This window comes from Undibacterium sp. RuTC16W, from assembly GCF_049339445.1.
In the GTDB taxonomy this organism is placed as follows: Bacteria; Pseudomonadota; Gammaproteobacteria; order Burkholderiales; family Burkholderiaceae_D; genus Undibacterium.
Genome location: NZ_JBMPPE010000001.1, coordinates 334146 through 346908, shown reverse-complemented (window position 1 = coordinate 346908; position 12763 = coordinate 334146). Strand labels below are relative to the sequence as shown.

Annotated in this window: 10 protein-coding genes; 1 reads left to right on the top strand and 9 read right to left on the bottom strand. The window is 51.2% G+C overall.

Annotation, left to right across the window (positions count from 1 at the left end; genetic code table 11):
* Positions 1 to 103 precede the first annotated feature (103 nt).
* The 6 genes from ACO0K4_RS01630 to ACO0K4_RS01605 form a co-directional block, all read right to left on the bottom strand.
* Positions 104 to 1033: an SMP-30/gluconolactonase/LRE family protein gene (locus tag ACO0K4_RS01630; RefSeq protein WP_422954849.1), complete on the bottom strand. Its 930-nt coding sequence runs from the start codon at positions 1031 to 1033 to the stop codon at positions 104 to 106.
* A gap of 13 nt (positions 1034 to 1046) precedes the next feature.
* Positions 1047 to 2633, bottom strand: a complete 1587-nt coding sequence (locus ACO0K4_RS01625) for an aldehyde dehydrogenase (NADP(+)) (protein WP_422954848.1) — start codon at positions 2631 to 2633, stop codon at positions 1047 to 1049.
* Positions 2634 to 2743: 110 nt separating this feature from the next.
* Complete coding sequence (gene kdgD, locus ACO0K4_RS01620) at positions 2744 to 3655, bottom strand: 5-dehydro-4-deoxyglucarate dehydratase (RefSeq protein ID WP_422954847.1); 912 nt, start codon at positions 3653 to 3655, stop codon at positions 2744 to 2746.
* A 468-nt stretch (positions 3656 to 4123) separates the two neighbouring features.
* A complete protein-coding gene (locus ACO0K4_RS01615) occupies positions 4124 to 4879 on the bottom strand; it encodes a FadR/GntR family transcriptional regulator (protein WP_422954846.1) in 756 nt (251 codons plus the stop codon).
* 207 nt (positions 4880 to 5086) lie between these two features.
* Complete coding sequence (locus tag ACO0K4_RS01610; RefSeq protein ID WP_422955414.1) at positions 5087 to 6481, bottom strand: MFS transporter; 1395 nt, start codon at positions 6479 to 6481, stop codon at positions 5087 to 5089.
* A gap of 957 nt (positions 6482 to 7438) precedes the next feature.
* Positions 7439 to 7975 carry a glycine zipper 2TM domain-containing protein gene (locus ACO0K4_RS01605; protein ID WP_422954845.1) on the bottom strand — a complete coding sequence of 179 codons (537 nt, stop codon included), beginning with the start codon at positions 7973 to 7975 and terminating at the stop codon, positions 7439 to 7441.
* Positions 7976 to 8158: 183 nt separating this feature from the next.
* Here ACO0K4_RS01605 and ACO0K4_RS01600 point away from each other — a divergent pair, with 183 nt between their 5' ends.
* Positions 8159 to 9010 carry a hypothetical protein gene (locus tag ACO0K4_RS01600; RefSeq protein ID WP_422954844.1) on the top strand — a complete coding sequence of 284 codons (852 nt, stop codon included), beginning with the start codon at positions 8159 to 8161 and terminating at the stop codon, positions 9008 to 9010.
* A 263-nt stretch (positions 9011 to 9273) separates the two neighbouring features.
* Here ACO0K4_RS01600 and ACO0K4_RS01595 read toward each other — a convergent pair whose 3' ends face one another.
* The 3 genes from ACO0K4_RS01595 to ACO0K4_RS01585 all read right to left on the bottom strand — a co-directional run bounded on the left by ACO0K4_RS01595 (position 9274) and on the right by ACO0K4_RS01585 (position 12332).
* A complete protein-coding gene (locus ACO0K4_RS01595; protein WP_422954843.1) occupies positions 9274 to 9474 on the bottom strand; it encodes a hypothetical protein in 201 nt (66 codons plus the stop codon).
* Positions 9475 to 9674: 200 nt separating this feature from the next.
* The gene (gene yjjJ / locus ACO0K4_RS01590) at positions 9675 to 11033 is read right to left on the bottom strand and encodes a type II toxin-antitoxin system HipA family toxin YjjJ (protein ID WP_422954842.1); all 1359 of its coding nucleotides are present in this window, start codon (positions 11031 to 11033) and stop codon (positions 9675 to 9677) included.
* A gap of 141 nt (positions 11034 to 11174) precedes the next feature.
* Positions 11175 to 12332, bottom strand: coding sequence for an FAD-dependent oxidoreductase (locus ACO0K4_RS01585; RefSeq protein WP_422954841.1), 1158 nt, complete (start codon positions 12330 to 12332; stop codon positions 11175 to 11177).
* Between the last annotated feature and the right edge of the window lie 431 nt (positions 12333 to 12763).

Below are 12763 nucleotides of genomic sequence, written 5' to 3'. Positions count from 1 at the left end.
ACTGACCCGCTTACGCCATTTTCTCCGTATCTTCATCATGGTGAGAGGTTGGAGTTGTTGCGTCAGTCCTGATTAATCAAGACGGTGGAATAATCAGGCAAACCTAGTCCCTAAAAACAGTCTCCGGCATACCCTGGACTCCTGTGCGCACGGCAAAAATAGCACCCGCCAGATCATCGCCAGCGGGTTTGCCCGCGGAGATTGAGGTCACATATAAGGTGTCCAGATTGTCGCCGCCAAAAGCACACATGGATGGCTTTGTCACCGGTAAATCAATCTTTCTGTCTAGCTTGCCTTCCGGTGTAAAACGCAGAATACAGGCGGCATCATTTCCGCAGATCCAGTAGCAACCGTCGGTATCCATCGCCGCACCATCAGGGCGTCCTGGATAGTTGTTCATATCAACAAAGATCCGGCGATTGCTCGGGACTCCTTCATCGATATCGTAGTCAAACGCCCAGATCAGCTGGCGGCTGGCATGTGAATCAGACAGATACATGGTGCGACCGTCTGGCGACCAGCATAAGCCATTTTGCACGATGAGATCAGAGACGACAGCGTCGGAAATACCCGTGTCACAGGTATAACGATATAAGCAGCCTTCGGCTCTTGCCGCCGCCATGTCCAGAAACATGGTGCCGCTCCAGAAGCGGCCCTGCCGGTCACAACGGCCATCATTAAAGCGGGTGCCGACAGGCATGTTTGCCGGGCTGGCGAGCAGACGCTGAGTCGCAACAGACGATTGATGTGATCTATCTGCTTCGCTTGCTCTACTTACTTCGTCAGCCTCGCCAAGCTCAATGCTGAATAGCCCGGTCTCCATCCCCGCAATCAGCCCGCCGCTTTGCTTGAGGCTGATACACGCCACCATCTGATCGACTTGCCAATGACGATGAGTTCCCGACCTTGAGTCCCAGCGACCAATCGATTTAGCCGGAATATCGACCCAGTACAATGCCGCTTGCGCCGCATCCCAGACCGGACTTTCGCCGACGATGCAGAGTGTGTCCGTGATACGTTCTGTTGTAGTCATAAGCTGCCTGGTGTTATGAGCGAGACGCCAGCGTCATCTTGCCATCGATCAGTCGCGTCAGTTGCAGAGGATTAGCATCGCTTAAGGCGTCAGGTAACAAATCTGCCGGGAAGTTCTGATAACAGACAGGACGTAAAAAACGATCGATTGCCGATGCGCCTACAGAGGTTGATCTGCTATCCGAGGTCGCCGGATACGGGCCACCGTGAACCATGGAGTAAGCGACTTCGACGCCAGTCGGGAAGCCATTAAACAGGATGCGTCCTGACTTTCTTTCCAATACTGGCAGAAGCTGTCTGGCGATGGCGTGATCGTCTGCTGCAGCATGAATCGTCGATGTCAGCTGACCTTCGACATATTCTGCAACCAGCCTCATTTCTTCTGCGTCACGGCATTCGATGAATAAGGAGCTTGGTCCGAAAATTTCTTCTCCCAGGCTTGCTGTATTCAAGAAATGCTGCGCATCGCATAGGAATAACTGTGCTTGCGCGGAGCACGGATTTTCTTCGGTTTTTCCTTTTGCCAGATGCGTTACACCTGCTGCCTCCGCTAAACGATTGACGCCGTCGACATAGGCCTGGTGGATGCCGGGGGTCAGCATTGTCGTCGGTATTTTGGCCCGGAGTATGTTCGACGCTGCATCGACAAAGCTGTCAAAGGACTCGCCACGTATCGCGATGACCAGTCCGGGATTCGTGCAAAACTGTCCCGAGCCTAGTGTCAATGAATCGACGAAGCCTTGAGCCAGACCTGCTGCATTCGCCTGCAATGCCCCAGGCATCAGGAACACGGGATTGATACTGCTCATTTCCGCATAGACCGGAATCGGTTCCTTGCGCTGTGCTGCCGCGTGGACCAAGGCTAAGCCGCCGCGACGCGAGCCGGTAAAGCCGACGGCCTTGATCGACGGATTGCTAACCAGGCTCTGGCCGATCTGATTACCGTTACCGATCAGCAGAGAAAAAACGCCCTCCGGCATGTGGCAGTCTGCCGCTGCTTTCTGGATGACTTTAGCGATTAATTCCGAAGTGCCTAAATGCGCATTATGGGCTTTGACCACGACGGGACATCCCGCTGCCAGTGCCGAGGCTGTATCACCGCCTGCAACCGAAAAAGCGAGGGGGAAGTTACTCGCCCCAAATACGGCAACCGGTCCAAGTGCAATTTTGCGCAAGCGCAGGTCTGGGCGTGGTGGCGTACGATCCGGTAAGGCAGAATCCAGCGTGACGTCCATATAATTGCCAGATCGCAGCACCTCGGCGAATAGCCGCAGTTGTCCGGCAGTGCGGCCTCGCTCGCCTTCCAGCCGCGCCATCGGCAGACCAGATTCACTTGCTGTACGTTCCAGCAATTCTGCACCGAGGGCAATAATGCCATTCGCGATGGTTTCTAAAAATACCGCGCGCTGCTCTGGCGAGGTATCGCGAAACGCATCAAAAGCCTGGTCAGCTAATGCACATGCTTCTGCAACATCGGCCTCGGTTGCCATACCGAAAGCAGGTTCGATTTCTCTGTTGAGCGAGGGATCGACTGCATGAATACTGCCCGCGCTACCGAACAGATTACGTTGGCCGATGACCATTTCACCTTTGATGTGCATTACTGACTCCTTGTGTTTCTGAAATTATCAGAACCCATTAATTGACGTAATGAGTTCTGACGATGTTGATGTGTTACTGCGTAGTTTTGCAGATGATCCGGCCGCAATGATTATTGCGCGCCCTGAGCAAGAATCAAGGCACGTAACTGTTCACTCTCTTCTCCGGTCAAATCTGTCAATGGACTGCGCACGGGACCGGCATCATGTCCGACCAGTCGTGCACCTGCTTTGACAATGCTGACAGCATAGCCTGCTTTGCGATTACGTATTTCCAGATAAGGCAGGAAAAATTCATCAATCAGGCGATTAGTTGTTGCATGGTCGTCTTTGGCAATCGCATGATAAAAATCCATCGCCAGTTTAGGCACGAAGTTAAATACGGCTGACGAATACACCGGCACACCAAGCGCCTTGTACGCACCGGCAAAAATTTCTGCCGTCGGCAGGCCGCCCAGGTAAGTGAAACGATCACCCATGCGGCGGCGAATCGACACCATCAACTCAATATCACCGATACCGTCTTTAAAACCAATTAGATTCGGGCAGCGTGCTGCGAGTTTTTCCAGTGAGTCTGGCGTCAGGCGGCAAATCCCGCGATTATAAATAACGACGCCGAAATCCACCGATTTGCAGACCGCTTCGACATGCGCGACCAGACCGTCCTGACTCGCTTCAGTCAGATAATGCGGCAGTAACAAAATACCTTGTGCACCGATGCGCTCAGCCTCCTGTGCATACGCGATTGCACTGCGCGTTGCACCACCGGCACCAGCCAGAATCGGCACTTTGCCACGGCAGGTATCTACCGCAACTTGAATCACATCAGAGTATTCGTTCGGTGTCAGAGAAAAAAACTCACCCGTTCCACCCGCCGCGAACAATGCGCTGGCACCATAAGGGGCCAGCCATTCCAGACGTTCGGCATAGGTGCTGGCTCTGAAATTCCCTTGTTCGTCGAAATCCGTCACTGGGAAAGAGAGCAGGCCAGCTGACATGATGGTTTTGAGGTCTTGGTGATTCATGATTTCTCCATTAGGCAAAAAGGTATGGGTGTTTTTAATTGATTTTAGAATTTAGTGATACGTCATCGTACAACTAAAACTTCAATTGAACAAGTATTTATTCGAGGATTTTGTGCTGCGGGGATTTGTGGTGTTTATTTGTTGGTGAACCGGTGTGACTAAAGCAGAGTCCGGCGCTGAGGTGAAGGCTGAAGGCGGGAGTAAGCAGTAATGCCGTTCATTTAAGCCCGAGACCTAAAGTCGTCATCCCTGCGAATGCAGGGATCCAGCTGGAGGTTTTGAGAAGTCCCCTAAAACCGAATCCGCAATTCCCATGCGTCTCTTGGGGTGAAATGCCTTGGAAAGCCGCATCCAGCCTACGGATTGATGTTAAAAATTGCTAGAAGCACGATGAGTACCTGCAAGCAGCTTCCGCTTTACGCATGTCTTACCGGAGTAAATTCACACGATGGCAGAACCGGCCTGCAATCAGGCGCGTGCTGATTCCATCAGGTCATGGGCTTTTCTGAGGCGTTCGCGGCTGTTGCTGAGGTGTGTGCGCATTGCGGCACGTGCTGCTTCCGGATCTTTGCGCAGAATAGCGTCGTAGATATCTTCGTGTTCGCGATTGACGCGTTCCAGATATTTTTCGGCATCGTCCTGCAGCAGGCTGGCAGTATTGAGTCGTGCGCGAGGAATAATCGTGTTGCCGAGATGACTCAGGATCTCAACAAAATAGCGGTTGTCGGTCGCCTGAGCGATCAGTAAATGGAATTGGACGTCGGCATCAACCGAGCTGTTTTCGGTATTGGTTTTATGTTGCATCGCCTTGAGTGCATCATGGATCGCCACCATCTGTTCGTCAGTGCGACGGGAGGCTGCGAGCCAGGCGGCTTCTGTTTCCAGGCTGATGCGCAATTCGAGCACGGCTAAGACATCACGCATCGTGAGCATGGTGTCAGCGATTTTGCCTAAATTCGCACTGGCCTGATCCAGAATGAAGGTACCGATGCCGTGTCGTGTTTCTACCAGGCCCGATGCCTGTAAATGAGAAATCGCCTCGCGCACGACAGTACGGCTGACACCGTGCATTTCCATAATCGCTGATTCGGTTGGCAACTTGTCGCCGGGCTTGAGGCTGCCGATCTGGATGTTGTGACTAATATTCTCAATCACTCCCTGCGCGAGATTTCTCTGCTTCTTTCTTTGAACTGGCAGTGCTAGTGCGGGAGTGGTATTTGTCATGTTCCGGAGCGATCAACGGAGGTTGATAAGTGAGTGATTCGCTGCATTATACCTGCGTGCGTCATAGAGTTGCTGTTTCCGCTGGCCTTGCTCATATGGCGATTCAGGTATTTTTTCTCGCGTTCAACATGTGGTTTTGCCGCTAGTCTGGACGCGACTCAGACTAGCTCAGACTAGCGAATGGCGCTCACATAATCGGCTTGACGCTTAAAGATCCGTAATTTCTTTATAGCGCGGAACCAGCAATTTCATGACTGACCAGGCAATCAGGTAGGCCAGTGCACAGCCTGAGAACATGATGGTATAGCCGGTCTGAATTTGGCCAAGTGCGCCGTAATAATCAAACAGCCAGCCGCCTATTTTTGACACCAGCACACCGCCGAGACCGCCGGCCATGCCGCCGATGCCCACCACGGAGGCGACGGAGTTTTTAGGGAACATGTCTGACACCGTTGTGAACAGATTGGCCGACCATGCCTGATGCGCCGACGTGCCTATGCCGATCAGTAATACGGGTACCCAGAAGCTCAAGTAGCCCAATGGTTGTGCCAGCAATACCACCAGCGGGAACAGAGCGATCACCAGCATCGCTTTCATGCGACCGTCATACGGAGAGTGTCCGCGATTGATAAAAAAAGTCGGAAACCAGCCACCACCGATGCTGCCTATCATCGTCATGCTATAGAGAACCGCCAGTGGCAAAGTGATCTCGGTTTTTTGCATACCGTATTGGGCGGACAAATACTTAGGGAGCCAGAATAAAAAGAACCACCAGACGCCGTCAGTCATGAACTTGCCGAATACAAATGCCCAAGTTTGTTTGTAGCCGAGCAAGGCAAGCCAGGAGACCGTTTTACCTGAATCCGCTGTTGCCGCTGTCGTGGTAAACGACCCGGTCGTAGTGCTGCCAGTGGACGCGTCGGTTTCATTGATGTAGTTCAGCTCGGCTGCCGAAAGGCGCTTTTGTTCTTCGGGTTTGTCGTAGTAGATCCACCACGCCAGCATCCAGATAAAACCAATCGCACCGATACCGATAAATGCCGATTGCCAGCCCCAGTTTTCGGCAATCCAGGGCACCAGCAATGGCGCAAGAATGGCACCGATATTCGCACCGGAATTAAAAATGCCGGTTGCAAATGACCGTTCTCTTTTGGGGAAATATTCTGCCGTTGCTTTAATCGCCGCAGGAAAATTACCTGCCTCACCCAGCGCGAGAACTGCCCGTGACAACATGAAGCCGGCAACGGAGACAGACACCGCGGCGATGCCGAATGAACTGAGAATTTGAGCGATCTCGCTGCCCATCGGAATCGAATAAGCATGCATGATCGCACCGACAGACCAGATACTGATTGCCAGAATAAACGCCTGCTTGGTACCGATCTTATCCACCACACGCCCGGCGAATAACATCGAGATCGCATACACGAACTGAAATACCGCCGTGATATTCGCATAATCAGAATTACTCCACCCAAATTCCTTGGACAAATCGGGTGCAAGCAAGCTCAATACTTGTCGATCCAGATAATTCACTGTGGTTGCAAAGAAGAGCAAACCACAGATGGTCCAACGATATTTTCCTAGCGCTTGTGAATTCATAGTCATACCTGATCCTGATGTTCTGCTATTGAGAAAAAACCTGCGACGATCTCAATACGTTTGACAATCTAATGTGCCAGTTGCCGGATGATCATCTCAGTACAAGATCAGGCCGCATCGAACTGGTGTTTTTTCAGAGGCAGGCGGTGAGCACAACCTCTATTTGCTTGCTATGTGCTTACTGATTACTTGTGAATGACTGCTCGTTTAAGGCGAATGTTCTGGAGTCAGTATGGACAGGCTGGACGCAATGCGTCGATAGAAAGAGGTAATTCAGCATACAGTCTCCAGTTTTTAATGAGGTGCGATATTGCTTGCCCGTCGTTTTATTTATACGTTATCGTACAACTTATATTCCTGAAGTGCAAATAAATCTGATGAAGATAAATTGCGTCAATTAATTCAATTAAGACTAAAACCACGGCTTTTGTGCAAATGCAGGTAAGTAATGGGGATTGGGTGAGCCTGGGCAAATTCAGGCGATACCAGGCAGACATGCGTAATCGCGCAAGTTGAGAACTTCGTTGCCGATATCAAACTTGACCCATCTTTTTACGAATGGCGTTAACGAGCGGTGGCATGGTGCAGTTCTCTGATGGTCTGGATCAGCACACGGTTATCTTGGTGGGTACGCCACTCAAGGCGCATTGGGTGATGGGGCGCAGCGCAGATGGGACTGTCCAGCGTTGCTCAGACAAACCTGGTATCAACATCCGACTCATCAAATCAAAATGTCGATGTTGATTATTTTCGGGAGCTGGTGAAATAAGTCTGCATTAGCGAGGACTTAGACTGGATCTGGAATACTTCAAAAACATTTAAATTAAAACGGAGCTAAGCAACCGGATCAAAAAAGATAGTGGACGTGTAATTCAATGTGAAGCCACTATCTTTGTCGTTGATCGATCAATGACGGATCATTGATCGATCATGAATACCGGAAGCTTGTTGTCAAGCTCAAGGATTTCTTTTCGCGATCTCGTTACCCAGGTAGCCACCTCCCGCAGCACCGGCAATCGTTGCCAGGGTGCGACCATTGCCGCCACCTACCTGATTGCCTAGCAAGCCACCGATGACCGCACCTATGCCTATACCGAGCGGACTATTCGGACTATTCGAGCTATTACGGGCGACAGGTGCCTGTGTTGAAGACATCGAATTCGCGTAGCCAGAGTTGCCCTGTTCAGGCTGCTGATTAGATGCAGCATAAGATACCGGAGACCCAGAGTGCACGAGACGCGACTGATGTACGGCATGCGTCGTGTGTGCGCTTGGTACGCGCTGTGGCGCCTCGTACTGTGGCTGCGCTGCTGTCTGAGCTAATGGTGTGATACCGGATGCCGTAGCAGGCATTGCCGCAGGTGCCACCGTTCCATGTGAGCTAGGTAACAGTCCCGTAATCGCCGCAGCGCCCAGCAGGCTGACCAGGATCACCGATCCTGCTGCGGTAGCGACGATAGGGTGAAGGCGACTTACTGTGCGGCTCTGTTCCATGTTGTTCTCCATTTGATGACAAGTTCCATACTTGTAGTCAGATAACGCACTCGCATCGACAAATACCGACAGCGCAATTGTTTCAGAGGTAATCAAATGTAAGCAGATACGGAACGATGGCGCGGCTATTCGTTATAAAATGTTGCATCTGCAAAAATTTTCTTTACAAAAAATACATAAACTATGCAAAGGCTCACCCTGACAAAGCGCTCGTTGTGGCAAGCGCTTATTTTTGCGCTACTCGCACAGGCATCGAATCTGGCCATGTGCGATGAGACCATTGCAGAACCGATCGACAGAGCAGGCCGGGATCCGATCGGTATTGAGTTCGGATACGTCTATACCCAGGGCAAATACTCCTCCGCGGTTGAGAGCAAAAGTACGGTAAAAAATCTGACCTTGTCGTGGACTGCATTTGACATGGACTTTCAGTTCACAACGCTTTATCTCGAACGGACGGCACCTGCCGGTACCATTATCGCCCGAGTGAAAAAAGTGGTCACAGTCACGCCGCGCATCGTCTCCTCCTCCGGCGCTGGCGATCTAAGCCTGTCAGTCAATAAAGAAATATTCGCCGATCCGGCAACCGCCATCGCGGTGAATGCTGTTGGAGAAATGAAGATAGCTACCGCAGATAGCGCAAAGGGACTCGGCACCGGTAAGAACGACTATACCGTCGGACTGACCGCCAGCTATCCGTTTGAAACCGCAGTCGTCAGTGGCGGCGTGAAGTATTCTGTTCTGGGTGATCCGGGAAAAATTAAAGTCAACGGCATCATAGAAGACATCCGTTTTAATAATATCTGGTCCGGCTATTTTGCCTTCGCCACCGAGCTGACATCCAAAAGTAACGCCACGTTCAGCTTTAATATGGCGCAACCATCGGGAACCGCCACCAATTATTATCAGGTACTGGAACTCGCCACGTCATACCGGTTCACCGAGGCTGTAAGCCTGCGAGTCTTCACCTCAAAAGGCACAAATCAAAATAGCCCGGACTGGAGCGCCGGGATGGCATTGTCTGGGATTTTTTGAGTTTTTGCTCAAACTGCCTGTGCGGGTCAGAGTGAACAAAAAACCTTATGCTGGGCCAGCACCATCATGAATAATTAAAAAATCAACCGTCACAAAATTCTTGATGCAGAAAGAGTGCAGCCCAGCGAGTCATCTCGTTGCATCGCTGTTATTTGCGCAAAGATGTGTGACGTAGTTCAGATGCATAATGCGATAACAGTATGATTTTTCAACCGGATGACAGATTGCTTCTGATGAAAAATCACCGGCATCAATCCAGACGATTAAGAAGATTTATCGTTAATAATTTTATTCATTAATTCGGGTGGAATGGGTTGTCCGTTCTGACTCAACAGTCGTACTGTTTCATGCAGCATATTCAGGCGTGTAATTTTCAGAATAACCCAGGCAATAATGCTGACAATCGGAATCAGCAGAGCCGTTATCGGAATGAGGATTGGTGATAGGTCAGTGAGTGGATTCATTTATTTCTCCCCTTAAATTAATTACTGTATTGTAAATTAATAAAAACCTAAGTTGCGATCAATTTTTAGCCACATTTCTAATGAAGTCTGTTGGCAGAGGGCCGCTCACTCTCGGCACAATCGTTCGTTCGGTTCTTTTTTATTTTCCACTCAAACTTTTAAGCTTTGCCAACTCTGGGCGCTGAGTTGCGTGAGGTAGGCTAATCCCGTTGTGTCACAAGCAGGCGTTCGACCTGGGCAGCATTCGCTCGGGAGATAGACCTGAATTCCTCGCTGATACGTTCATCACATGCGGCTCGATGCCAGAACACCGCGGCAGCCTCTGCCGCTTGCAGCCAGGCACTGCGTTCTCTCGGTATCGGTAAGGCGGGGGCAAATTTGCGCTCGATCAGCTCAACTCCCCGTTGCGGCGCATACAACATAGGTAGCATGTCATAGGCTGGCGCCAGGCCAAGACCTGGCACGAAGGCTAGGTTGCCATCATGCATATCGGTGTTGGCAATCAAGCGCCCAAAATGTTCAAAAAGATGAATATGTCGTGAGGTTTCCTCGGAAATGTAGCTTGCATCAAGCATCGCCTTTGCACCATCTGACCAGGAGCCCGTGCCGCCAAACAAGGCAAAATTCAATTCATGCCATGAACACACCCCTGAGCGTCCGAATTCGCCATGACGGTCGAAGCGGTCGACTTCAAAGAAGGTACGGTCGCCAAATTGATAGAGTCGACTTTTTGCTGCGCTGAGTTGTAGCGTGTCGGCAATCGTGGTCAGCGCCAGATGCTCGCACACGAGCAAATCAGACCAGCGTTGCTCTGGCGGTGAGCCATCAGCACCCGAGAATTTGACGATGACATGCGTCGGCACGCCCATCAACCTGTGCTCAGTGAATTTAGGAAATTCCCCTGCAGCGGAGGAGCCGGCAACACCGAAGTTAAGCGCCTGCATAGCACGTAGCGGATAGGTCGTCTCGATCTCATCATCGCGAAGAAAGTGACTACCTTGCTGTTGCGCCTCTAAGAAACGGCGCAGAGCCTGCTCGCCTAAAATGTAATTACCTGGCTGATCCCAGCCAAGCACACTCAATACATGTAGTACATCATCCTCACTCCAGCGCTTCACGTCCTCATCTACCTGCAAGATAGACGCAAACTGATGTGCGAAGTTGCGTCCTAAAAATCCTTGCGGTCTCATGTCCGCCAAGGGATAAGGTAATCCGCGAAACCAACCATCGACCATCTCGTCATCCATTGGCCAAGGAAAATCCTTCGCAAAAGTCATCGCGCAGCCTTCCGGATAAACAGGCTCAAGCAGCCCGGCCTCGTGCGTGCGGCCAGCTTCATCAACGTAGTACAAAGGTATCGGAGCCACCTGACCCCGAACCGACCGGCGAGCCGCATACGTGGTTCGCCGTGCGCGGCCACGTGAGACCACCTGACCATCCAGCCCGGCAATTGCCCGCATCAAAGTTGGACGGCTAACCCCGAGGCGCGTCAATAACTCTCCGGATTGTTGCCGGTGCCAGGTGCGTAGCGTTTCCAGGATTGTTTTAGAAATTTTCATGTAACGACTATTCTATGATTTATTTTATTAAATACATAGGTAAAAATATTAAATAACACAAAAAATCGTAACAATTTATGTAACGATTAATTGTATTAAATAAGCATAATCGTGTTCGTCCCGGATTTCCATTCAAACTAACTAATACCCAGAAAAAAGCTCAACCACGCTCTGAGGTGCATCTGCGCCAAAGAAGCGCTGATGGTTCCGAAACGTTTGATCTGCTGCGGCCTCGCTGCGAGTGAACAAAGCCCGCTCGTATTCTTCTAATGCGGCCTCGATGTTGTCAGGAGAGGCGCAGAGAGCTTTTCCCAGTTCAGCGCCGTCATAGATGGCAAGGTTGGCACCTTCACCGGCGAATGGCGACATCAAATGCGCTGCATCACCCAACAATGTGACGCCAGGCACTCGTCCCCATTGGTGCTTGACTGGCAGAGCGCATATCGGCCGGATAACTGGCTCGGACTCGCTATCGGTAATCAGCGCTGTCAAATGAGGCGGCCAATCGTCAAATTCGCTTGCGATACGTTGTAGCCCCGTGACCGGTTTGCTGAAATCAATCGTGCTGATCCACGCCTCTGGCCGGTTCAACGCAATATAGGCGTGTAAAGTCCCGTTCGCATAACGGTGTGCCAAGATGCCTTTTCCCGGCTCCACCGCCATCAGCGTGCCCGTGCCAATTGCCTCCGCGCTCGCTTTATGCCGAGTGTCGCCATCGAACAAACGGGTTTCTATAAACGTGGTGCCGACATACTCCGGCTTTGCTGCAGAAAGAAGCGGACGCACTCTTGACCATGCACCGTCAGCACCCACCAGCAGATCACAGGTGACCGAAGAGCCATCGGCGAACAGCAACTGATGCTGTCCGTCACCCACATGCATTGTTCTTGCGAGCTTGCGCCCCCACTGGATGGCATTCAAAGGTAAGGACTCAATGAGAAGCTGGCGAAGCTCGCCTCTGTCCACCTCGGGCTTCGCAGAGCTGCCTAGCCCGGGCTTATCCAGCAAGATATTCCCGTACTTATCGACCACCCGTTTAGCATCCTCACTCGGAAGTATTAGTTCAAGAAACTGCTCGTAAAGACCTGCGGCCTTTAGCCCGATTTGGCCGTTGTAGTCGTGAATATCCAGCAAGCCACCCTGCGCACGTGTATGCGGCGATGCATCTGCTTCATAGATGGTCGACCGGATGCCATTGACGTGTAAGACGCGGGCGAGTAGTAAGCCGCCCAGACCGGCACCGACAATGATGATGTGAGAATGGATTAGTGACTTCGACAAGCTGAGAGGTTGGTTCATGGCGCGTTCCAGTAAATACGGGCAAGTCGGGCAAAAGCACGACAGCTCGCAATAAAATCCGACAAATGTCGGGGGAAACGCTGGCCGACCTCACACAAGTGCTGGTTGACGTATATGCGGTCGCCTGATCGAGTGGCTCAAGAGCCAAACTGATACAGAGACCGTTTTTCGCGATGTTTGGTCAGGGGAGTATTACACAAGACGGCGTTTTGGTGAAACTGGAATTGTTGTTACTTGGGTGTCGTCGCCTGGTTGAAAGTGACCTATCGCCAGAGCTCAGATTACGCGTTGTATGCCAAACAAATTAGCTTGTAGGTTGTGCTACAAAGCTCAGCATTTCAATTCACATTGAGTCAGCAACATGAGTAATTCAAATTGCTCATATCGAGTCCGTTGCAAATAAAAAATCAAAAATAAATACCGCAACCGCG

Bases quoted from the DNA above. Each gene is read 5' to 3' on its own strand.
- ACO0K4_RS01630 (WP_422954849.1), bottom strand. From the start codon at position 1,033: ATGACTACAACAGAACGTATCACGGACACACTCTGCATCGTCGGCGAA.
- ACO0K4_RS01625 (WP_422954848.1), bottom strand. From the start codon at position 2,633: ATGCACATCAAAGGTGAAATGGTCATCGGCCAACGTAATCTGTTCGGT.
- kdgD (WP_422954847.1), bottom strand. From the start codon at position 3,655: ATGAATCACCAAGACCTCAAAACCATCATGTCAGCTGGCCTGCTCTCT.
- ACO0K4_RS01615 (WP_422954846.1), bottom strand. From the start codon at position 4,879: ATGACAAATACCACTCCCGCACTAGCACTGCCAGTTCAAAGAAAGAAG.
- ACO0K4_RS01610 (WP_422955414.1), bottom strand. From the start codon at position 6,481: ATGAATTCACAAGCGCTAGGAAAATATCGTTGGACCATCTGTGGTTTG.
- ACO0K4_RS01605 (WP_422954845.1), bottom strand. From the start codon at position 7,975: ATGGAACAGAGCCGCACAGTAAGTCGCCTTCACCCTATCGTCGCTACC.
- ACO0K4_RS01600 (WP_422954844.1), top strand. From the start codon at position 8,159: ATGCAAAGGCTCACCCTGACAAAGCGCTCGTTGTGGCAAGCGCTTATT.
- ACO0K4_RS01595 (WP_422954843.1), bottom strand. From the start codon at position 9,474: ATGAATCCACTCACTGACCTATCACCAATCCTCATTCCGATAACGGCT.
- yjjJ (WP_422954842.1), bottom strand. From the start codon at position 11,033: ATGAAAATTTCTAAAACAATCCTGGAAACGCTACGCACCTGGCACCGG.
- ACO0K4_RS01585 (WP_422954841.1), bottom strand. From the start codon at position 12,332: ATGAACCAACCTCTCAGCTTGTCGAAGTCACTAATCCATTCTCACATC.